Raw genomic sequence first — 21,105 nt, 5'->3', positions numbered from 1 at the left:
CGGGTCGTCCTCGTGCTGCCGCGTGAACCAGGTATACCACTGGCCGCACAACCCCCGTCGTTCGCGGGCCGTTAGGGTCTGTTGCGTGCCATCGTGGAGGCTCTGGAGGCGAGCAATCCGTCCCTCCACCTCGGCAAGCCAATCGGCAAATGCCGCCTTAGCTTGAGCTGGCGATAATGCAGCGGGTCGGCGGAAGCGCTCCTCCTGCCGAACCCCAAAGGTGGCTGCGTAACTATCGCGTAGATCGGCAGGGATGCCCTTGCGAGCGAACCAGTCGTTGTTTTTCGCGCGTCGTAGGCTGGTCATGATGACGTGCATCTGTAGCGCCCTTTGTAGCGGAGCGCGACCTTCAAGTGCCTGAGATGCCTCAAGAACCTGTTAAACCAACGATTTCAGGCAAGAATGGTACGGTTGGGTGGGTTCGAACCACCGACCTCTGGAGCCACAATCCAACGCTCTAACCAACTGAGCTACAACCGCACATGTGATGCCCGAGGGCGTCGCTGGTCCCTTAAAATCTTTCGGCGCGCGACGCAAGGGATAAGCAGTGGAGAACGCGGGAATGAGGGGGAAGGCCGGGCATCGAGCTCGGCCATCCCTTTGGAATGCCCCCGCGCAAAGCGGAAGGCGACTGCATCAAACGACAGCGCGGGACCGGCGACGTCATATCGACGAACTGCGGCTCCCGACCGATCATCAGAGCGACTTGGCGCTGTCCGCGGCCTTTTGAAAGGCTTCGCGACCGGGCTTCATCAGTTCCTGCGCCACTTGCTGGGCGAGGGACTGGAGATCCTTCGTCTGATCGGTGGCGAGTTCGACCTGCTTGCGCAGATACGAGGTCTGCATCTCGATCACTTCGGCGAAGGACTTCGCCGACATCATCTTTTCCATGTGCTGGAAACCGGCCTCGGCATTGCTGCGCATGGCGTCGATCGCCTTCTTCGACAGCGACAGCGAACCCTGATGGGCGCTTTCCATCGTCGTCTCCAGCGTCTTGGTCGCGTCGTCCGCCGCGCTCTTCATCCGCGCGTAGGCTTCCTTCGACTGCTCCATCGACTTCTGCGTCATCGCGCGAAACGTCTCCGTCATCTTCGACGGATCCATCATGGACTGGGCGGTGCCCATCATGTCCTGCGCATGGCGAACGGAGGCCTCGCCAGCAGCCTTGGCGGCATCGGCGGCCTGGTTGAACTCGTGTTCCGACATGTCTTCTCTCCCTGCGCTCGAATGAATGGTTCAGCCCGATCCCAACGGAACGACCGGCGGATCCGCTCCCGCGCCGGTGGATCCGCACGAGACACCGATCCTCTATCAGGACCGATTGTGCAATGCAACATAAACGCCTTTCGCCCTCTTTCCGTTGCAATCGGGATTAACCCTTTCGCAAGGCAATCATGCCGGCAGGGCCGATGATTCTGGCCTTGGTCGTGACCACCGCCTATTAAGATTGGCTTAACCAATCGGCACATCGCCGACGAACCTGCATGGACCCCGCCCGATGACGACGAGGACGAGACCTTCGCCGATCGACATCCTCGCCGATATCGCCCTCTGTGAGGCGGTGGAAGCCGGTGCGGCGGTCGCCGTGTTCGACCGAACCCTCGATCACGTCCTCTTCGCAGATGCAGCCATGCGCCCGCTCGTCGGCGATGCCACGACCTCCCCGTCTGCGACCCTTCGACAGATCCGCTCCTCTGTGCGCATGCTGAACGCCAACGCGAGCGCGCGGGTCCTCCTGCGTCTGCCCACCCGCGCGGGAACGCGCATGTCGACGGCGGATATCGCCCTGCGCCCCGATCTCGGGGACGACGGCGTCGCGCTTTTGACGATCGACGGTTTCGGGCAGGGGTTCGACGCCGACGACATCCTGGCCTTCTCGTCTCCGGACGACGGCAGCGCCGCGGTGTTTTCCGGCGATGAACGCCGCGCCGCGACGCCAAGCTTCTCCGACGAGGCGATCCCCGATCTCGCCGAACGGGTCCGCGCCTTCGCCGCGGCGTCCGAGCGGAGCCTTCGGGACGACGACGGCCGCGCGCGCCTGTCTTTGTCGCGGGCGCCCTTCGGGCGGATCGTCGTGCGCATCGCGCCAAGCGAACGGCCGCGACCGGAAGCGGCCGAGACACCCGACGACCGCGCGGCCTCGGCCGTCCCGGACCGTTCGCCGGCCGTCGAGGCAAGACCCGCGCCGACCGGCTTCTCGTCCTTCTCCGTCAAGCGGCCGAAGCTGGGCGCGCCGCGAACCGGCTTGTCCGTGGCGGCTCTCCTCCAGCGCTGGCACGCGCAGGAGCCGGATGCGGCCTCGAAGGCGGCCGGGTCCTCGACGGACCATGCCTCGCCCCACGCGGAGCCATCGCCGGCCGCGTCGACGGACGGGGAAGCGGACGTCGCGCCGATCGTCGCCGCCGAACCCGCGACGGACCTGCCGGAAGCGGGCTTGCCCGAGGTTGGCCTTCCGGAGGTTGGTCTTCCAAACCTTGGCTGGGCCGAGGATGGCCCGCAGGCGGCCGGCGTTCTGGACCCGGTTCCGGACGAAGCGGGCATGCAGAAGCCGCCGCTCGACACGGCTGAGCCGGCCCCGGCCGCTTCATCGATCCCGGGGGCGGCAGCTTCCGTGGCTGCGGCCCCCGCTCCCCGGCAACGCTCGAACTGGGGCGCGACGACGGCCGTTCCGCCGCAAGCGGTGATCGCCCCGCCGTCGGATGAAGAGCCGAGCCGCGACGACGCATCCGCTGCGGACGAGCCGGCGACGCCGGAGCGGCCCGAGCCGGCTGTGGCCGAAGCCGGAACCGCTTCGCAAAAGCCGGCAGACCTTGCGGATGGACCGGGTCTCGATCTCCTCGACGCCGTCGATCCTGCCGTCGGCGTCGGGCCCCTGCGAGATGTCGCCGACGCGATCGCCCCGGAGCCGGACCTCGCCGCCGACGAGACGATTCCGAGCGAGCCCGCCTCGGACGACGCCGCCGATCGCTCGGCAATGCCCGAGAACGTTCCGTTGGCCGATGACGAGCCGGCCGTTCCCGCGGAACCGCCGGCTCCCGCGCCTCCGTCCGGCTTCAGGCCGCGCTTCGATGTCGCGCCGGTGCGGTTCGTCTGGCAGATTGATCGGACCGGGGCGTTCCGCTTCCTGTCGCCCGACTTCGCCACGGCCGTCGGCCCGAACGCGGCCGATGTGGTCGGGCGCAGCTTCGCCGACGTCGCGCGGGTCTTCGGCTTCGATGCGACGCGCGAGATCGCGCGGCTTCTGGAGCGGCGCGACACCTGGTCCGGGCGCACGATCCTCTGGCCGGTCGAGGGCAGCGACCGCAAGGTGCCGGTCGACCTCGCCGCCCTGCCGGTCTACGGCCGCGACCGAAGCTTCGATGGCTTTCGCGGCTTCGGCATCGTCCGGCTGAACGAATCGGTCGCGGACGACGAGGGGCTCGGCTTGCATCTCGTCGGCCCGGCGTCGCCGGTCGAGGGAAAGCCGACCGGGCAAGCCCGCGTGGCGGAGGACGAGGCGTCCCGCGAAGCGGTCGCCCCGCGTGAAAAGCCGTTCCTGCGGCGGTTCGAGGCCGAGAGCTTCGGCAGGCGGGCCGAGCCGCCGGCGGACATGCCGGCCCCGCCGGAGCCGGCATCGGCGTTGCCCGCGCCCCAGGACCAGGGCGAGGTCGCCCCGAAGGTCATCCGTCTCGAGGAGCGGCGCCGCCCGCGCGACGGCGCGCTGTCGCTCGCCGAAGAGGCCGCGTTTCGCGCGATCGGCGTGAAGCTCGGCCATCAGGCCGAAGCCGAGTCTCCCGGTGCCCTGCGGTTCGAGGAACCGGGAACTGCGCAGCCGGCCGACGACGATCTCGCGTTCCCGCCATCCGAGGAGGACGAGGCGGCCGATCTCGACGCGATCGACGACGCTTCCCCCGCGGCTTCCGAGGATGAAGCGGCCGCCGGGACGGGCATCGCCCCGCCGGACGAGCGCGACGCCGGCGAAGCGGGCTCCATCGATGCGGACCCGCCGGCCGTGGCTTTCGAGGACGCGCTCATCGGCCCGGGAGGCGAGCCCGACCCCGTGGCCGAAGCCGACGCGAGCCTCGATCGTGCGGACGATCACGACGACGTGCCGGCTGACGACGAGGCGGGCGTGCCGGCACCCGCTCCGGCGGTTCCGACCGCGATCGAAGCGCAGGATCCGGCAGAGCGCGAAGGTCTCGATCCGGACGAGGCCGCATCGTCGACGCCGTCCGCGTCCCCCGCGTTCGACGACGCGTCGGGCTGGGCCGATGAGGACATGGCGGGGGACGACGCCGAGGCGCCCCTCGACCTGACCGTCTTCGAACGGCTCTTCGCCGGTCTTCCCCTGGCGGTGCTGGTGCAGGTCCGCGAGCGTCCGATCTATGTGAACGCCGAATTCGCCGTTCTCACCGGCCATGCCGATGCCGCGGCCGTCGAACGGGCGGGCGGTCTCGACGCGCTCGTTCTCGATCGCCGCGGCGAGGGCACGCTCGCGCTCCGCCGCGCCGACGGCGATGTCGTCGACGTGCGCGCCCATATGCAGCGCATCGCCGAAGGCGGGCGTTCGGCGCTCCTCATGTCCTTCTCCCCCGCCGTCGACGAAGCCGCCGATGCGGGTCCCGCGCTCGAAGACCTGCGTCAGGAGGTCGAGGAACTGCAGGCCGTGCTCGACACGGCGACGGACGGCATCGTCCTCCTCGACATGGCCGGCAACATCCGCGCCATGAACGGCTCGGCCCACGCCCTGTTCGGCCTCAGCGCGGCCGAGGCCTTCGGGCGCCACGTCTCCAGCCTCTTCGCCCACGAAAGCCAGAAGGCGACCGTGGACTATCTCGACATGCTGCGCGACGACGGAATCGGCGGCATCCTCAACGACGGGCGCGAGGTGATCGGGCGCGTCTCCCAGGGCGGCTTCATCCCGCTCTTCATCACGATCGGGCGCCTGTCCGGCGAACGCGGCTGGTGCGTCGTCATCCGCGACATCGCGCACTGGAAGCGGATCGAGGAGGACCTCGTCAACGCCCGCCGCCAGGCCGAGGCGGCAAGTCTCCACAAGAGCCGCTTCCTCGCCAATATCAGCCACGAGCTGCGCACGCCGCTGAACGCGATCATCGGCTTTGCCGACGTCATGTCGTCGGAATGCTTCGGGCCGATCGGCAACGAGCGCTACCTGGAATATCTCGGCGACATCAAGCGCTCGGGGCACCACGTCCTCGACCTCGTCAACGATCTCCTCGACATTTCCAAGATCGAGGCCGGCAAGATCGATCTGTCCTTCGAGGCCGTGTCGCTGAACGAGGTGGTCTCGGAGGTCGTCTCGCTGATGCAGCCGCAAGCCAATCGCGAGCGTGTCATCGTGCGCTCGAACCTGCCCTCCTCCGTGCCGCCCGTCGTCGCGGACCGGAGGACCATCCGCCAGATCGCGCTGAACCTCGTCGCCAACGCCATCCGTTTCACGCCAGCGGGCGGGCAGATCATCGCCTCCACGACCTACACGGCCGAGGGCGACGTGCTGCTGCGCTTCCGCGACTCCGGCATCGGCATGACGGAGCGCGAGATCGAACTCGCCCTGACGCCCTTCCAACAGGTCCATGCGCCGAGCGCCAATCGCGGCGAGGGCACGGGCCTCGGCCTGCCGCTCACCAAGGCCATGGTCGAGGCGAACCGGGCGCAGTTCTCGATCCAGTCGACGCCCGGGGAAGGCACGCTCGTCGAGATCGCCTTCCCCGCGCCGAGGGTGCTCGCGGACTGACGGCGGACCGTTTTAGTAAGTCTGCATTATAAGCTGACAAAGCTGCCGCGAAAACATGACCTTAAAACCCAACTTGGAACGCCTCCAGATTAGAGGAATTCCAAGTTATTGTAATTGCTCGCTCTTTTCTTAATTGGCGCTTGCGTCGCGGTTCCTCATGCGGCATGTCGGGCTCGTCAGCCGCAGGGCGCGGCTGTCCCGTCGCCGAGGAGAACCCGACATGACGACCCGTTTCGCCAGCCCCCGCCTCGTCGCCGCCCTTCGGCGGACGGCCCTGACACTGGCTGCATCCAGCGCCTTGGTCGGCGCCGCGTCCGCGGCCGACGTCAACATCTACACCTCGCGCCAGCCTTCGCTGATCCAGCCGCTGCTCGACGCCTTCACGAAGGAGACGGGCCTTTCGACGGCCGCGATCTTCATCGACAAGGGCCTGCAGGAGCGCATCGCCGCGGAGGGCGCGAATTCGCCCGCGGACGTCATCATGACGGTCGACGTCGGCAATCTCGACGCGTCCAAGAAGGCCGGCGTCGTCCAGCCTGTGAAGGACGAGGTTCTCGAGAAGAACATCCCCGCCGAATTCCGCGATTCCGAGAACGAATGGTTCGGCCTCACGGCGCGCGGCCGCGTCGTCTACGCCTCCAAGGAGCGCGTGAGCGAAACCGCGATCACCTACGAGGAACTCGCCGACCCCAAGTGGAAGGGCAGGCTCTGCACGCGCTCCGGCCAGCACCAGTACAACGTTGCGCTGATCGCCGCCTACATCGCCCATCACGGCGAGGAGGCCGCGCGCACCTGGGTCACCGGTCTTCGTGACAACCTCGCCCGCAAGCCCGAAGGCGGCGATCGCGACCAGGCCAAGGCCATCGCGGCGGGCGAATGCGACATCGCACTCGGCAACACCTATTATGTCGGCCTGATGCAGAACAACGAGAAGGAGCCCGAGCAGAAGGAATGGGCGAAGGCGATCAACGTCGTCATGCCGACCTTCGACAACGGCCTCACCCACGTGAACATCTCCGGCATCGCGCTCGCCAAGAACGCGCCGAACAAGGAGAACGCCATCAAGCTGATGGAGTACCTGTCCGGCGACGAGGCGCAGCGGATCTATTCCGAGATCAACTACGAATATCCGCTGGAGCCGGGCATCGCGATCTCCGAGAGCGTCAAGGCCTTCGGCGAACTGAAGCCCGACACCCTGCCGCTGGCTGAAATCGCCAAGTTCCGCACCAAGGCCTCCGAGATCGTCGACGAGGTCGGCTACGACGAAGGCCCGCAGAGCTGATCGTTTACCGACTCGCGTGATCTGACCGGCGCCCGGGGCCTTGGCCACGGGCGCCGCTTGCCGTTTCCAGCCAAGCCCGCCAAGGACGATCCACCCGGCATGTCCGCGACCGCGCCCCTCGCCAAGCCCGCGCCCATCCCCGCCGCCCCGCGCCTGTCGAGACGCAGTCGGGCGGATCGCGCCTATCTCGCGGCCGGTCTCCTCGTCGCCGCGACCGTCGTCCTGCCGCTCGCCGCCCTTCTCGTGATCGCGCTGTCCGGCACGGCGGCGAACTGGGAGCATCTGGCGACGACGATCCTGCCGCAGGCGAGCCGCGTGACGCTGCTCCTCATGGCGGGCGTGGCGCTCCTGGCCGGTTCGATCGGCGTCCTCACCGCCTGGCTCGTCGCGAGCTTCGACTTTCCCGGCCGGCGGATCTTCGCCTGGGCCCTCGTCCTGCCGCTCGCCGTTCCCACCTACATCGCCGCCTATTGCTTCGTGGAATTCCTGCACTTCACCGGTCCGGTCCAGACCGCGATCCGGGCGCTGTTCAGCTTCCAGACGCCGCGCGACTACTGGTTTCCCGACATCCGCTCGCTCGGCGGAGCCGTGGTGATCCTCTCGGTGGTCCTCTACCCCTACGTCTTCCTGACCGTGCGGATGGTCTTCGTCATGCAGGGCCGCAAGGCCGGCGACGTCGCGCGCACGCTCGGCGCCTCGCGCGCCCGCGTCTTCTTCCGCGTGCTCCTGCCGATGGCGCGCCCGGCCATCGCGGTCGGCGTCGCGCTCGCCTTGATGGAGGCCGTGAACGACATCGGCGCGGTGGAGTTCCTCGGCGTCAGGACCCTCACCTTCGCCGTCTATTCGACCTGGCTGAACCGGGGCGATCTGGAGGGAGCGACCCAGATCGCCCTCCTGATGCTCGTCGTGATCGTCGCGCTCGTGCTGGTCGAGCGCTTCGCTCGCCGTCGCCAGCGCTTCTCGCTCCACCGGGCCGACCGGCCGCGCGCGGGCCGCGAGCGCCTCACGGGATGGCGGGGCGCGGGCGCCCTCCTCGCCTGCCTCCTGCCGATCGCCGCCGGCTTCGGCATCCCGCTGACCGTGCTCGGCGCCTTCGCGCTGAAGCGGCTCGAACAGGCGGCGGACGTTCAACTCTGGCGCGCGCTCGGCCATACCGTGGCCATCGCGACGGCGACCGGCATCCTCACCGTCGCCGCCGGCTTCGTCATGGCCTACGGCATCCGTCTGACGCGGTCCAAGCGCCTCTCCGTCCTCGTGCGCATCGCCGCGCTCGGCTATGCCGTTCCGGGAACCGTGCTCGCCATCGGCATCCTCGTGCCGCTCGCGGCCTTCGACAACGCGCTGGACGCGGTCCTGCGCGAGGCCTTCGGCGTCTCGACGGGCCTCCTCCTGTCCGGCTCGGGCTTTGCGATCGTCTATGCCTGCTTCGTGCGGTTCATGGCGATGGGGCACGGCTCGGTGGAGAGCGGCTTCGTCAAGCTTTCGCCCCATCTCGACATGGCCGCACGCACGCTCGGGCGCGGTCCGGGCCGCACGTTGCGCGAGGTGCTCCTGCCGCTGATGCGGCCGGCCGTCCTCACCGCCGTCCTCCTCGTCTTCGTCGACGCGTCCAAGGAGCTCTCGGCGACGATCCTGCTCCGCCCCTTCGACTTCGAGACGCTGGCGACCTTCGTCTACGCCTCCGCCTCGCGATCGGCCTTCGAGGACGGCGCGCTTGCCGCCCTCCTCATCGTCCTCGTCGGCATCCTGCCCGTCATCCTCCTGACGCGCACGCTTGCCGAAACCGGCAGCGGCGCCGATCAGGCCTCCTGAAGCTCCGCAAGGCCGACGAAAAGGTCCAGCGCCTCGGGGTTGGCCAGCGCGTCCTTGTTCTTCACGGGCCGGCCGTGGACGACCTCGCGCACGGCGAGCTCGACGATCTTGCCCGATTTGGTGCGCGGAATATCGGATACGGCGAGCACCTTGGCCGGCACATGGCGCGGCGATGCGCCCTGACGGATCGCGGTTCGGATGCGCTGGACGAGGGCGGCGTCGAGAGCCGTGCCCGCCTTCGGCCGGACGAACAGGACGACGCGCACGTCGCCGTCCCAATCCTGCCCGATGCAGATGGCTTCGGTGATCTCCTCCATCTGCTCGACGATGTTGTAGATCTCGGCCGTCCCGATCCGCACCCCTTGCGGGTTCAGCGTGGCGTCCGAGCGCCCGTGGATGACGATGCCGCCGCTCTCCGACCATTGCGCGAAATCGCCGTGGCACCAGACGCCAGGAAAGGTCTCGAAATAGGCGGCCCGGTAGCGCGCGCCGTCCGGATCGTTCCAGAAGGCGACCGGCATGGCCGTGAAAGCCTTCGTGCAGACGAGATCGCCCTTCTCGCCCCGCACCGGCCGGCCCTCCTCGTTCCAGACGTCGACCGCCATGCCGAGCCCCGCCCCCTGGATCTCGCCTTCGCGCACCGGCAGCCAGGGCACGCCGAGCACGAAGCAGGAGACGATGTCCGTGCCGCCCGAGATCGAGGCCAGATGCACGTCCGCCTTGATGCCGGCATAGACGAAGTCGAAGCTCTCCGGCGACAGCGGCGAGCCTGTGGAGGCGACGACCTCGACCGACGAGAGATCGTGGGTCTCGATTGGCTTCAGACCCTCCTTGCGCACGGCATCGATGAACTTGGCGCTCGTTCCGAAGAACGTGGCCTTCTCCTGCGCGATGTAGTCGAAGATCGCGTTGCCGTCGGGATGGAAGGGCGATCCGTCATAGAGGAGAAGGGTCGCGCCGACCCCGAGCGCCGAGACCAGCCAGTTCCACATCATCCAGCCGCAGGTGGTGAAGTAGAAGACGCGCGATCCCTCGCCGCTGCCCGAATGGAGCCGATGTTCCTTGAGGTGCTGGAGCAGCGTTCCGCCGGCCGAGTGGACAATGCATTTCGGCACGCCCGTCGTGCCCGACGAGAACAGGATGTAGAGCGGATGAGCAAAGGGCAGCCGTTCGAAGCTCAACTCCGCCGGCTGGAAGGGCGCGAGGAACGCCTCCAGCGTCACCGCGCCGGGAAGGCGCGCCGCGATGTCGCTCGCCTCTCCGATATAGGGCACGACGACGGTCTTCGGAATCTTCAGGGCCGCGACGATCTCGCCGAGCTTCTCCGCGATGCGGATCGTCTTGCCGCCGTAGAAATAGCCGTCCGGCACGAAGAGAAGCTTGGGCTCGATCTGTCCGAACCGGTCGGTGACGCCGCGCGTCCCGAAATCGGGCGAGCAGGAGCACCAGACGGCGCCGATGGAGGCGGCGGCGAGCATGGCGGCGACGGTCTCGGCCATGTTGGGCATCATCGCGGCGACCCGGTCGCCCGCGACGATGCCTTCGGCCCGGAGCGCCTGCGCGAGCCGCGACACGAGCGAACGGAGCTCATCGTGCGAAAGCCGTGTCTCGACCCTATCCTCGCCCCGGAAGACGATCGCCTCGCCGGTGCCGGCGGAGCGGAGGAGGTTTTCGGCGACGTTGAGGCGCGCATCGGGAAAGAATCGGTCGCCCAGCATGTCGCCGGCCTCGACGAGAGCCGTCCCGCCCGGCTCTCCGACGACGCCGCAATGGTCCCAGACCAGCCGCCAGAAGGTCGCTCGATCCGTGATCGACCAGGCGTGCAGCGCCTCGTAGCTCTCGAGGCTCCGGCCCGTCCGCTCCTCGGCCGCGCGGGCGAAGGCCGTCATCGGATGCGCCGCGATGCGCGCCGCGCTCGGGCTCCAGAGCACTCGTCCAGCCATGTCTCGATCGTCCCGTGATCCCCGACGGGAAGGATTGGCATTCGCCGACCGAAGCGGCAAGGGCGTTTCGTCCGCACGAGGGACCGCGGACCGGGAGCGCCCGAGCCCCGTCCACCTCGGGAACCGCCATTGCGTCCTGCGCGTCAGCCGCTAGAAGACGATGAGCCCAAGAGGAACGAGTGTGACGACAAGCCGGGAGAGCGATCGGTCGAAGCCGCGGAACCCCGCGTTGCGGCACCTCGCGCTCGGCCTCGTTCTTCTCGCGGCGCTGGCCCTCGCCGCCGCGTTGGGCTTTCGGCAAGTGGCGCTGGGCGCCGATCTCGCGCGCCGCGAGGTGATGGGGGCATTGTCCGACCTCGGCTATGCGCGGGTGGTGGCGAGCGAAGGCCGCACCGTCTTTCGGCTGCTGCCGGTGCCGCGCCTCGTTCTCTATGATGTGGAGGTCGGCGCGGAGGACGCCCGCCCCGCTTTGTCGGTCGACCGGATGACGGCGGACCTCGATCTCTGGACCGCCCTCTTCGGCGGCGTCCGGATCGAGCGTCTCGTGCTGGAGCAGCCCGATCTCGTGGCCGCCGCCCTGCCGACCTTCGAGACGCCGGTGCCCAAGGTCCTCGAGCCGATCCTCGCGCGTCTGAACGAGGTCGGCGAGGTCGAGATCCGCAACGGCGTTCTGCGCAGCGAGCGCGACGGCAGACCGCTCGTCTCCGCGGCTCACATCGCCGTCTCATGGCCTGCCGAATCCGCGTCGGCCGAACTCACGGGAAGCTACGACTGGAACGGTCAGCCGGTGACGGTGAGCCTCGACCTCGCCAGGCCGCTGGCGCTGTTGGAGGGCGGGGCGAGCACCGCCGAATTCCAGATGACGTCGCCCGAACTCAGCGTCGCCTTCGCCGGAGAAGCCGCCTCGTCCGGGCGGCTCGCCGGACGTCTGACGGCAAGTCTTCCCTCGCTCGGACGGGCCATCGACTGGCTGACGGATCACCGGCCTGCCGTCCCTGAAATCGGCCCGCTCACGCTGGCGGCCGATCTCATGTCGGAGGACGGACGGTTCGACCTCGCCCGGGCGACGGTCTCGATCGAAGGGTTCGAGGGCCGGGGCGCGCTCGACCTCGTCTTTCCCGAAGATCGCCGCCCAAGCCTCGGCGGCACCCTCGCCTTCGAACGGCTCGATCTCGACGGGATCGCGGAGGCCCTCGCGCCGAGGCCGACGAACCCGCTGGCTGCCACGCGGACGATCCCCACCGCGTTCGTCGACAGCATGGACATCGACCTGCGCGTTTCCGCCGAACGCGGACAGGCGGGACCGCTGGCTTTGTCCGATCTCGCGGGAACCGTGAAGATGAAGGATGGCGTGGCGACTCTCGACATCGGCGATGCCGAGCTGCTCGGCGGCCGGGGTCAGATGCGCGTCGCGATCGATTCCACCGCGCGCCCTCCCGTCCTCAAGGGCTCCGCCTCGGCGCGCGACGTGGACGCGAGCGGTCTCTTCGCCGCCTTCGGTCTCGATCCCGCCCTCGCAACGGGACGGGCCGACGTCGCCTTCGACGCGGCGTCGCCGGTGACCAGCTGGGCCGACCTCCTGCGCCGCCACCGGCTGGAGGTCGTTCTGTCCGCGCGCTCCGGAAGCGTCTCCGGCCTCGATCCTCAGCGCCTGACGACCGACGGACGGACCGTCTTCGATCCCGGCACCGCGCCTGCGGCGCTGCCCTTCGCCACCTTGAAGGCGGAGATCGCGACCTGGGGATCGCGGATGGAACTGCGCTCGCTGCGCCTGTCGTCCGAGCTCGGAACGATCGAGGCGAGCGGCTTCCTCCTCAATGGCGCCGACGAGGCCGATCTCGTCGGAACCTTCGATCCCGCTCCGGTGCCGTCGGCGGTCTCCGGCGCGGCGTTGACGAAGCCGAAACCCATCGGGATGACAATGCGGGGCTCGTGGCCGCATCCCGTCGTCGTCACAACCGCTGGATCCAGCGGCGAGTGAACGGCTGCGGGCCGGGGAAGCGGCCCCTCGACGAGGACGAGCCATGCCACAGTTCCGCCCGAAGCCCGAGGCTTTCCGCACGAGGCCGATCCGGTCCCGCCGGACGATGCTCGCGGTCTTGACCGTCGGCCTCTTCGCCACGATCCTGGGGGCCGCTCACGCGCAGGAGGCCGCGGACAGCTGCGTCGAGCGCTACCATGCGTCCCTGCGTCGGATCGCCGAGGCCGAGTACCAGACGGTCAAGGCGGCCGGTTCGACCTCCGGCGCCAGCACGCCCGGCTCCTTTGCCGGCGATTCGTCCCTGCCCGGCATGCTGCTCTTTCCCCCCACCTCGCTCGGCAAGCGGACCACCGGGGAGACCGCGGCGCTGCGCATCGTCGCGTCGCTCGCCCGGAGCAAGGGGCGGGCGAGCGGCGGGACGGACGAGGACGCCCGCTGGATGGGCGACCGGCTGCGCGTCAGCCTCGCCGACTATCTGACGCAATCGCCTTCGCCCTATCTCTGCAGCGGCGTGCCGGACTACATCGCGACCTTGCGCGGCTTCGCGGGCCGTCTCGGCATGACGCCGATCCAGCGCGACCGGCTCGTCGCCACGCAGAAAGCCGTCGCCGAGCGCAGCGTCGCCGAAGCGCTGCGGGCGATGAAGCCGGTGCCGCTGCCCCTCGCCGCCCCAGCCGTGCGGCCGGCCATGGGACCCTTTCCGGACCTGCGCCCGGCGGCCGGACTGGAGCGCATCGACGATTCCATGGCGACCGGCTCGACCGCAGCGCCGTCGAGCACCGATCCCGATCTGCCGCCCCTGAAGCCGGCACCGTCGGAAGACCTGGCGAACCCGGCCGATCTCGTCGGGGCGATCGACCGCCTGTCGGCGGCGGCGAAGGCCGGCGGCTTCATCACGGCGACGCCGAACGCCATGCCGATCGGCGGCGCGCTCGCGGCCTCCGCCACCGCCTATCCCGTCCTCGCGCGATTGGCCGAGACGCGTCCCCTGGTGCTCGGCCGGCCGCTCGTCTCGGACCGCGCCGTGCAGATGAAGCTGTCCGCCGCCTTCTCTTCGATCGAGGCGCTGGACTACCTCATGCGCGCCAGGGCCGACGGCGGCGATCCGCTCGCGGTCGCGATCGACGCGACCTTCGAGGCGATCCTGAAGGCCAACGCCGCCGACTGCACCTGCGCGAAGTGAGTCCGTCGGCCGACGCGGCGAGACCCGCACCCGGCCCTGCCGCCGAAACGGCAGACTGAGGGGTCAGCCGCCCGCCGCCAGCCGCTCGTCGCGCTCGCGCCGGACGATCTGCCGCTTCGACAGGATGCCGGCGATGATGACGCCGACGGAGACGACGGCGATGAGGATCGTGCAGATCGCGTTGATCTCGGGCGTCACGCCGAGACGGACCTGGCTGTAGATCCGCATCGGCAAGGTCGTCGCGCCGGGTCCCGACGCGAAGCTCGCGATCACGAGATCGTCGAGCGACAGCGTGAAGGCGAGCATCCAGCCGGAGGTTACCGCCGTCCAGATCACCGGCAGGGTGATGAGGAAGAAGGTCTTGGCGGGCGGGCAGCCGAGATCCTGCGCGGCCTCTTCGAGGCTCCGGTCGACCGAGACGAGCCGCGACTGCACGACGACGGCGACGAAGCACATGGTGAAGGTCGTGTGCGCGATCGTGACGGTCCAGAAGCCTCGGTCGAAGCCGATGGCGACGAAGAGGAGGAGAAGCGACAGGCCGGTGATCACCTCCGGCATGACGAGCGGCGCGTAGATCATCCCGGAAAAGAGAAGCCGCCCCCGGAAATTGGCGAAGCGCACCAGCGCCAGCGCGCCGAGCGTGCCGAGGATCGTGGCGAAGGTGGCGGACAGGACCGCGACGCGCACCGTCACCCAGGCGGCGTCGAGCATCTGCTGGTTCTGGAACAGTTGTCCGTACCAATGCGTGGAGAAGCCGCCCCAGACCGTGACGAGGCGCGAGGCGTTGAAGGAATAGACCACGAGCAGCACGATCGGCAGGTAGAGGAAGGCAAAGCCGAGCGTGACCGAGACGATGTTGAAGGGGCGCCAGCCTTTGTTCATGTCGCCACCTTCGCCTGGACGCGCTGGAAGATCACGATCGGGATGACCAGGACGAGAAGCAGGATCACCGCGACGGCGGAGGAGACCGGCCAGTCGCGGTTGGAGAAGAACTCGTCCCAGAGCGTCTTGCCGATCATCAGCGTGCCGGAGCCGCCGAGGAGATCGGGGATCACGAACTCGCCGACGGCGGGAATGAAGACCAGGAACACCCCGGCGATCACGCCGGGCAGCGACAGCGGAAACGTCACCGTCCAGAACGCCTTGATCGGCGGGCAGCCGAGATCGGCGGCGGCCTCGATCAGCCGGTTGTCCATGCGCTCCAGGCTCGCATAGATCGGCAGGACCATGAACGGGAGATACGAATAGACGATGCCGATGTGGATCGCGATCTCCGTGTTGAGGATCTGCAGCGGCTGCGAGATGACGCCGGCAAAGAGCAGGAACTGGTTGAGCAGCCCCTCCGGCTTCAGGATGCCGATCCAGGCATAGACGCGGATGAGGAAGCTCGTCCAGAACGGCAGGATCGTCATCATCAGGAGGATCGGCCGCAGGCCCGCCGGCGCCCGCGCCATGCCGTAGGCGAAGGGATAGGCGACGAGCAGCGAGAGCATCGTGGCGATTCCCGCGATGCGAAGGCTGGACAGATAGGCGTTGAGATAAAGCGGATCGTCCGCGATCCACGCGTAATTGGCGAGGTTCAGCTGGCGCGCCGCATCAAGGAAGCCCGACAGCGTGTCCAGCGGGAAGACCGGGACATAGGGCGGCTGGGCGATCGCGGTCTCGGACAGCGAGATCTTGAGGACGATCAGGAAGGGCGCGAGGAAGAACAGCGCCAGCCAGAGATAGGGCAGGCCGATGACGGTGCGCCGATAGAGGCTGCCGCCTTGCGTCTTCGGCGTGATCGGACCGGAAGTGGCCATGTCCGCTCCTTCAGTCCGCGAGCACGATGCCGGCATCGGGCGAGAAGGTCAGCCAGACCTCGTCGTCCCAGGACAGCGGCTCGGCGACGCTGCGCGAGGCGTTGATGGTGGTGGCGCGTAGGATCTCGCCGGTGGGGAGCTTCACGTTGTAGAGCGTGACGTCGCCGAGATAGGCGATGTCCCAGACCTCGCCCTTCAGCGCATTGACCGAAACGTCCTCCGGCGGACGGCGGGAAATGCGCATCTTCTCCGGCCGGATCGCGAAGAAGCCCGTCGCGCCGGAGCCCAGATCCCTCGGCGTCTCCACCTCGATGATCGTGCCCGCCGCGGACAGGCGAAGGCGCGCGCCCCGGCGCTCCTCGACCTTGCCCTCCAGAATGTTCACGTTGCCGATGAAATCGGCGACGTAGCGGTTGTCCGGCGCCTCGTAGATCACGGCGGGCGTCGCGACCTGCGCGATCCGCCCCTCGCGCATCAGCGCCACGCGATCGGCCATGACCATCGCCTCCTCCTGGTCGTGCGTGACGACGACGAAGGTGAGCGCCAGCTTCTGCTGGAGGTCCATCAGCTCGAACTGCGTTTCCTCGCGAAGCTTCTTGTCGAGAGCGCCGAGCGGCTCGTCGAGGAGCAGCACCTTCGGCCGTTTGGCGAGCGAACGGGCGAGCGCCACGCGCTGCTGCTGGCCGCCGGAGAGCTGCTGGGGCTTGCGCTTGGCGAAGGGCGTCAGCTTCACGAGCTTCAGCATCTCGGCGACGCGGTCGTCGCGCTCGGACTTCGCCATGCCGTCCTGTTTGAGGCCGAAGGCGATGTTCTTCTCGACGCTCATATGCGGGAACAGCGCGTAGGACTGGAACATCATGTTCACCGGCCGCTTGTAGGGCGGCACGCCGACGAGGCTCTTCCCCTCCAGCGTGACGTCGCCGGTCGTGGGATCCTCGAAGCCCGCGAGCATGCGAAGGAGCGTCGACTTCCCGCAGCCCGATGGCCCGAGCAGCGCGAAGAACTCGCGGCTGTAGATTCCGAGATTGAGGCCGTCCACGGCGGTGAAGGTGCCGAAACGCTTGGTGATGTCGGTGAAGCGGATCAGCGGCTGGGCGGCCGGATCGTTCCACGGCTCGAAGGCGCGCCGGATGTTGCCGAGAGATTTGGGCGCGACCGCCATGCGGGGACTTTCACTGGTTCGTCAGGAAAAAACCCGGCCGCGTCCGCGGCCGGGTGGCGTTCGATCGATCGCGCGTTGCGGGCTTCACGCGCGCGTCGACGGTCTCACTGACCCGTCTTGACCGTCGTGAAGGCGCGCGTGACGAGGCGTTGCGTCTTCGCGTCGTAGGGCATCTTGGTGTAGAGCTTGGCGAGCGTCGCCTCGTCGGGATAGACGGCCTTGTCGGCCAACGTGTCGGGATTGACGAAGGGCTGCGACGCCTTGTTGCCGTTGGCATAGGAGACGTAGTTCGTCGCCTTGGCGATCACCTCGGGCTTCATCATGTAGTTGATGAAGGCATGGGCGTTGTCGACATGCGGCGCGTCGGCCGGAACCGCGAGCTGGTCGAAGAAGAGAAGCGCGCCCTCCTTCGGAATGGAATAGGCCACCTCGACGCCCTGCCCGGCTTCCGCCGCGCGGTCGCGCGCCTGGAACACGTCGCCGGAAAAGCCGACCGCGACGCAGATGTCGCCGTTGGCGAGCCCGTTCACATATTCCGAGGAGTGGAACTTGCGGATGAAGGGCCGGACCTTCAGGAGAAGATCCTCGGCCTTCTGCACGTCCTCGGCGCTCTTGGCGTTCGGATCGAGGCCGAGATAGTTCAACGCCGCCGTGATCATCTCGGCGCCGGAATCCAGCATGTCGATGCCGCAGCCGGACAGCTTCTCGGCATATTGCGGATCGAAGACGAGCGCCCAGCTGTCGGTCGGCGCGTTCGGCAGGAGTTCGGCCACCTTCTTGACGTTGTAGCCGATGCCGGTCGTGCCCCACATGTAGTTCACGGAATAGGCGTTGTCCGGATCGTAGGTCGCCACCTGCCTGGAGATCACGTCCCACATGTTGGACATGTTCGGCAGCTTCGACTTGTCGAGCTTCTGGAACACGCCGGCCTCGATCTGCCGTCCGAGATATTCGGCGGAGGGAACCACGACGTCGTAACCGGTGCCGCCGGCGAGCAGCTTGGTCTCGAGGATCTCGTTGGAATCGAACACGTCGTAGACGACCTCGATCCCCGTCTCCTTCGTGAAGTCCTTGAGGATCGAATCGTCGATATAGTCGGACCAGTTGTAGACCCGGACAACCTTTTCCTGGGCGAAGGCCGCCGTGGCGACGAGGGACAGCACCGTCGAGGCGACGAGAGCGGCAAGTCTTTGCTTCATGGAGGGTTTTGACCTTCTTTATCAACAGTTTCGGCCACGGCCGTATGGGAAACTGATCGCCTGAGCGCGTCGGCGCGTCGGGAACTCGCCTCACTATTGAGCATTCGCCGCCGTCTGCCTAGCCCTCTTGCACCAGCTTCGCCAAAGCGTCATCGACGCCGACTTCGGACCCGTCGCTGCGCCGCACCATGTAGCGCGCGCCCGACCCGTAGGGCGCGAGCTTGTCCGGATTGGCCGTGTCGGTTTCGTCGCGAAATCCGAAGCGGCGCCAGAACGGCGCGGTGCCGTAGACCGAGATCAGCATCGTCGCGGGATAGCGCGCGCCGATCGAAAGGACGCGGCCGATGGCCTCGGCGGCGAGGCCCCGCCCCCGACATTCCGGCCCGAGCGCGATGTCGTGAAGGTAGAGCGCATCGGCCTGGGGATCGAGCCGGCCGAGCAGCGTGTCGAGCGGCGGCGGCGAGCCGAGCCTGGCGGGATGGGAGAGGATATAGCCCGACAGTCGGCTGACGCCCGCCAGGCCGGGAAGCGCCAAGCAGCCTTCGGGAAACAGCGCCAGCCGCTCCGCCAGAACCTCCGGCCGCTCGAAGAAGGTGGGATGGACGAGATCGGCCAGCGCGTCGAGGCCGGGCAGATCCTCCGCGCGAAGGGGACGCCAACGCGGCGCCTCGACCCCCTCGCTCATCGGTGCTTGCGACCTTCGCCGTAGAACATCTTCTCCCAGGCCTTGTGTGCCTTGTAGCCCTCGCGGATGAAGGGCGTGAAGACGGCGAGGTTCAGCACCGCCTTGTTGGTCAGATTGGCGGGAAAGCGCAGCGGCTTCTCGAAATCGACGAAAAGCACCACGCGAACCTCGTCGGAGTGGTTCCAAGCCTCATGCTCGTAGGCGTCGTCGAAGATCAGCGCCTCGCCTTCCCTCCAGTGACGGGTCTCGGTGTCGATGCGGATTCCGACCTTGTCCGGCTGGTCCGGCACGATCAGGCCGAGATGGAAGCGCAGGACGCCGTTATAGGGTCCACGGTGGGGCGGCAGATGCTTCCCCGGCTCGAAGATCGAGAACATCGCGCTCTTCAGCCCCGGAATCGTCTGGAGGATGCGCCAGGTCTCGGGACACTGGTTGATCGCCTCCTGCGACTTGATGCCGTAGCCGCAGAGAAAGAAGGTCTTCCAGTTCTGGTCGGACGAGATCGAACGGACCTCCGATGAGATCTCGTGGAAGGCGGGCAAATCGCCCTTGCGCACGAGGATCCTGTCGAGCTCGGCCCGGATCAGCCACCATTCCGCCTCGACCTCGCGCGCCCAGGGAAAGTCGTCGGTCGGATAGACCGCGGGATTGCCGACGGCGGAATGCCGGAGGTTCAGCTTTTCCGCCCCGTCGACGAGGGTCTGCACGGCCTTGGCGACGAAGCCGCCGCGCGACATCGTATCCTCGAGCCCTTCGGTCTTCGTCTTCTGCTGGATGCGCTGGTCCATGATCCCCGTCGCCGCTTCGCGTTTCGACGCCGGCCTCGCCGATCGGTCGATTGAGACGGTGACATAGCGGCGACGGGACGGATGTCACAAGCCTATTGAAAGTCGAAGCCGCCCAATCCCGTGACGGCCTCGTCGAGGCCGAGCGGACGCGTCAGCGGCGGGGCCGCGCGCGCAAGGCACCCCTGCCGCTCGCAGAGACGGCAGGCCGGACCGATCGGCGTCGAACGCGCGCCCTCGCCGAGCGCCCTTCCGTAGACGGTTCGCTCCGCGAAGGCGGCATCGAGGCCGATGAGGATCGCCGTGCGCCGTGGGCGCTCGCCGAAGCCGGCCGCCGGCCCCTCCAGCGTCCGGGCGATGGTCAGGAAGGACGCGCCGTCCGGCATCTCGACGCGCTCGCACAAGGTTCGCCCGCCTTCGGAAAAGGCCGCGTGATGCAGGAGCTTGGGACAATCGCCGCCGAAGCGCTGCACCGGAAAGCCCCGCGCGCCCGCGCGCCGCAGCCGGTTTCCCGCACCGTCGATCTCCACGAGGAAGAACGGCAGGCCCGGCGCCGACTGCCGCTGCAACGTGGTGAGCCGCGTCGCCGCCTGCTCGAAGGAGGCATCGAACCGGCCCGCCAGCACATCGATGTCGCCCCCCGTCCGCTCGGCCGCCGCCTGGAACGGCCCATAGGGCATCATCAGCGCGTGCGCGGCGTAGCGCAGCAGTTCGAACCGGGCGAGGCGCTGCGCCTCCGCGCTCGAGAAGCCGAAGGTCTCGACCTCGGCCGCGATCACCGGGCCGAAGCCGAGAAGCGCCACCTCCGTGGCGACCTCGCGCAGCCGGTCGGCCGGGACGAGGCGTTCGGACACGAAGAGACGACGCGAATGGCGATCGAAGCGACGGCGCCAGAGCGGCATGGTTTCCGCCGGCAGCACGCGCACGGCGACCTCATGCTCGCGCCGCAGCCAGGCACGCAGGAGCCCCGACAGATCCTCGCCCGCTCCGAGCGAGGCGCGAAACGTCTCCGCCGCCGTCTCGATGGCGGGGAAGTGGTTGGGGCGGTTCTCGAAGACCTCCTGCACCTCGTCGCTCGGCAGGCGCGCGCCGGTCGCCCGCGTCTGGTGCCCCTCCCGGGCGAGGAGCGCGGACAGATCGGACAGCCGGTCCTGGCCCTCGCGATAGGCGCGGTAGAGCTTGGCGATCCCGGCGGCGACATTGGGCGATCCTTCCGCGATCTCGACGAGCTCCCCGTCGCCGGGCAGCTCGGCCGCGAGCAGCGGGTCGGCGAAGACGACGCGCAGCTCCGCCGCCGTGCCGGCCCCGCCGCCGCTGAGCTCGCCGAGATCGAGGTCGAAGACCTCCGCCATCTTGAGGATCAGCTGGACGGTGAGCGGGCGCTGGTTGCGCTCGATGAGATTGAGATAGGACGGCGAGATGCCGAGCCGGCCGGCCATCGCGGTCTGGGTCAGGCCGAGCGTGCCGCGCACACGGCGGATCCGGGGCCCCGCGAAGATCTTGCTCTCGGCCAATGCAGGCTCTCCGTTACGATTTG

General features: G+C 68.2%; 15 protein-coding genes and 1 tRNA gene. 5 read left to right on the top strand and 11 right to left on the bottom strand.

Features of this window, described 5'->3' with window-relative positions; translation table 11 throughout:
- The 3 genes from ASG43_RS23380 to ASG43_RS07555 form a co-directional block, all read right to left on the bottom strand.
- Window positions 1–318: hypothetical protein (locus ASG43_RS23380; protein WP_210168270.1), on the bottom strand; the 318-nt coding region annotated here is incomplete at its 3' end.
- A gap of 85 nt (window positions 319–403) precedes the next feature.
- Window positions 404–480 (bottom strand) — tRNA-His (locus tag ASG43_RS07560).
- Between the two features lie 216 nt (window positions 481–696).
- Window positions 697–1,206 carry a phasin gene (locus ASG43_RS07555; RefSeq protein WP_082490729.1) on the bottom strand — a complete coding sequence of 170 codons (510 nt, stop codon included), beginning with the start codon at window positions 1,204–1,206 and terminating at the stop codon, window positions 697–699.
- A gap of 292 nt (window positions 1,207–1,498) precedes the next feature.
- Between ASG43_RS07555 and ASG43_RS23265 the strand changes: the two genes are divergently transcribed.
- The 3 genes from ASG43_RS23265 (at window position 1,499) to ASG43_RS07540 (ending at window position 8,828) form a co-directional block, all read left to right on the top strand.
- Window positions 1,499–5,734: an ATP-binding protein gene (locus ASG43_RS23265; protein ID WP_056502596.1), complete on the top strand. Its 4,236-nt coding sequence runs from the start codon at window positions 1,499–1,501 to the stop codon at window positions 5,732–5,734.
- Between the two features lie 220 nt (window positions 5,735–5,954).
- A complete protein-coding gene (locus tag ASG43_RS07545; protein ID WP_056502594.1) occupies window positions 5,955–7,016 on the top strand; it encodes a Fe(3+) ABC transporter substrate-binding protein in 1,062 nt (353 codons plus the stop codon).
- Window positions 7,017–7,115: 99 nt separating this feature from the next.
- Window positions 7,116–8,828, top strand: a complete 1,713-nt coding sequence (locus ASG43_RS07540; protein ID WP_056502592.1) for an iron ABC transporter permease — start codon at window positions 7,116–7,118, stop codon at window positions 8,826–8,828.
- Here ASG43_RS07540 and ASG43_RS07535 read toward each other — a convergent pair.
- On the bottom strand, window positions 8,816–10,717 hold the full coding sequence (locus ASG43_RS07535) for an acetoacetate--CoA ligase (protein ID WP_244488016.1): 1,902 nt from the start codon (window positions 10,715–10,717) through the stop codon (window positions 8,816–8,818). The two genes, ASG43_RS07540 and ASG43_RS07535, sit on opposite strands and share 13 nt — an antisense overlap.
- 283 nt (window positions 10,718–11,000) lie before the next feature.
- Between ASG43_RS07535 and ASG43_RS07530 the strand changes: the two genes are divergently transcribed.
- Both ASG43_RS07530 and ASG43_RS07525 read left to right on the top strand, forming a co-directional pair.
- Complete coding sequence (locus ASG43_RS07530) at window positions 11,001–12,752, top strand: AsmA-like C-terminal region-containing protein (protein WP_056502586.1); 1,752 nt, start codon at window positions 11,001–11,003, stop codon at window positions 12,750–12,752.
- Window positions 12,753–12,795: 43 nt separating this feature from the next.
- Entirely contained in the window at window positions 12,796–13,935 is a 1,140-nt protein-coding gene (locus tag ASG43_RS07525; protein WP_056502583.1) for a hypothetical protein, read from the top strand.
- 63 nt (window positions 13,936–13,998) lie between these two features.
- Here the strand turns inward: ASG43_RS07525 and ASG43_RS07520 are convergent, their stop codons facing one another.
- The 7 genes from ASG43_RS07520 to ASG43_RS07490 form a co-directional block, all read right to left on the bottom strand.
- Window positions 13,999–14,817 carry an ABC transporter permease subunit gene (locus ASG43_RS07520; RefSeq protein WP_056502582.1) on the bottom strand — a complete coding sequence of 273 codons (819 nt, stop codon included), beginning with the start codon at window positions 14,815–14,817 and terminating at the stop codon, window positions 13,999–14,001.
- Entirely contained in the window at window positions 14,814–15,737 is a 924-nt protein-coding gene (locus ASG43_RS07515) for an ABC transporter permease subunit (protein WP_056502579.1), read from the bottom strand. The genes ASG43_RS07520 and ASG43_RS07515 overlap by 4 nt, the downstream gene beginning before the upstream one ends.
- Window positions 15,738–15,747: 10 nt before the next feature.
- Entirely contained in the window at window positions 15,748–16,899 is a 1,152-nt protein-coding gene (locus tag ASG43_RS07510; RefSeq protein ID WP_056502577.1) for an ABC transporter ATP-binding protein, read from the bottom strand.
- Window positions 16,900–17,003: 104 nt separating this feature from the next.
- Window positions 17,004–18,098: a polyamine ABC transporter substrate-binding protein gene (locus ASG43_RS07505; RefSeq protein ID WP_056502574.1), complete on the bottom strand. Its 1,095-nt coding sequence runs from the start codon at window positions 18,096–18,098 to the stop codon at window positions 17,004–17,006.
- A gap of 118 nt (window positions 18,099–18,216) precedes the next feature.
- Window positions 18,217–18,783 (bottom strand): GNAT family N-acetyltransferase, encoded by a 567-nt coding sequence (locus tag ASG43_RS07500; protein ID WP_056502571.1) that lies wholly within the window; start codon window positions 18,781–18,783, stop codon window positions 18,217–18,219.
- Window positions 18,780–19,571 (bottom strand): aspartyl/asparaginyl beta-hydroxylase domain-containing protein, encoded by a 792-nt coding sequence (locus tag ASG43_RS07495; RefSeq protein ID WP_056502567.1) that lies wholly within the window; start codon window positions 19,569–19,571, stop codon window positions 18,780–18,782. The genes ASG43_RS07500 and ASG43_RS07495 overlap by 4 nt, the downstream gene beginning before the upstream one ends.
- Window positions 19,572–19,663: 92 nt before the next feature.
- Entirely contained in the window at window positions 19,664–21,082 is a 1,419-nt protein-coding gene (locus ASG43_RS07490) for an XRE family transcriptional regulator (RefSeq protein ID WP_056502565.1), read from the bottom strand.
- Window positions 21,083–21,105: the final 23 nt, after the last annotated feature.

Origin of the sequence: Aureimonas sp. Leaf454 (assembly GCF_001424685.1) — a bacterium.
Taxonomy (GTDB): domain Bacteria; phylum Pseudomonadota; class Alphaproteobacteria; order Rhizobiales; family Rhizobiaceae; genus Plantimonas.
Note: the sequence above shows the minus strand (reverse complement) of the source record. Positions and strands in the feature narration are given on the sequence as shown.

What these genes read in the sequence shown, in the direction of transcription:
- ASG43_RS07525 (WP_056502583.1), top strand. Translation starts at nt 12,796, where the DNA reads ATGCCACAGTTCCGCCCGAAGCCCGAGGCTTTCCGCACGAGGCCGATC.
- ASG43_RS07505 (WP_056502574.1), bottom strand. Translation starts at nt 18,098, where the DNA reads ATGAAGCAAAGACTTGCCGCTCTCGTCGCCTCGACGGTGCTGTCCCTC.
- ASG43_RS07535 (WP_244488016.1), bottom strand. Translation starts at nt 10,717, where the DNA reads ATGACGGCCTTCGCCCGCGCGGCCGAGGAGCGGACGGGCCGGAGCCTC.
- ASG43_RS07515 (WP_056502579.1), bottom strand. Translation starts at nt 15,737, where the DNA reads ATGGCCACTTCCGGTCCGATCACGCCGAAGACGCAAGGCGGCAGCCTC.
- ASG43_RS07510 (WP_056502577.1), bottom strand. Translation starts at nt 16,899, where the DNA reads ATGGCGGTCGCGCCCAAATCTCTCGGCAACATCCGGCGCGCCTTCGAG.
- ASG43_RS07540 (WP_056502592.1), top strand. Translation starts at nt 7,116, where the DNA reads ATGTCCGCGACCGCGCCCCTCGCCAAGCCCGCGCCCATCCCCGCCGCC.
- ASG43_RS07495 (WP_056502567.1), bottom strand. Translation starts at nt 19,571, where the DNA reads ATGGACCAGCGCATCCAGCAGAAGACGAAGACCGAAGGGCTCGAGGAT.
- ASG43_RS07555 (WP_082490729.1), bottom strand. Translation starts at nt 1,206, where the DNA reads ATGTCGGAACACGAGTTCAACCAGGCCGCCGATGCCGCCAAGGCTGCT.
- ASG43_RS23265 (WP_056502596.1), top strand. Translation starts at nt 1,499, where the DNA reads ATGACGACGAGGACGAGACCTTCGCCGATCGACATCCTCGCCGATATC.
- ASG43_RS07500 (WP_056502571.1), bottom strand. Translation starts at nt 18,783, where the DNA reads ATGAGCGAGGGGGTCGAGGCGCCGCGTTGGCGTCCCCTTCGCGCGGAG.
- ASG43_RS07545 (WP_056502594.1), top strand. Translation starts at nt 5,955, where the DNA reads ATGACGACCCGTTTCGCCAGCCCCCGCCTCGTCGCCGCCCTTCGGCGG.
- ASG43_RS07520 (WP_056502582.1), bottom strand. Translation starts at nt 14,817, where the DNA reads ATGAACAAAGGCTGGCGCCCCTTCAACATCGTCTCGGTCACGCTCGGC.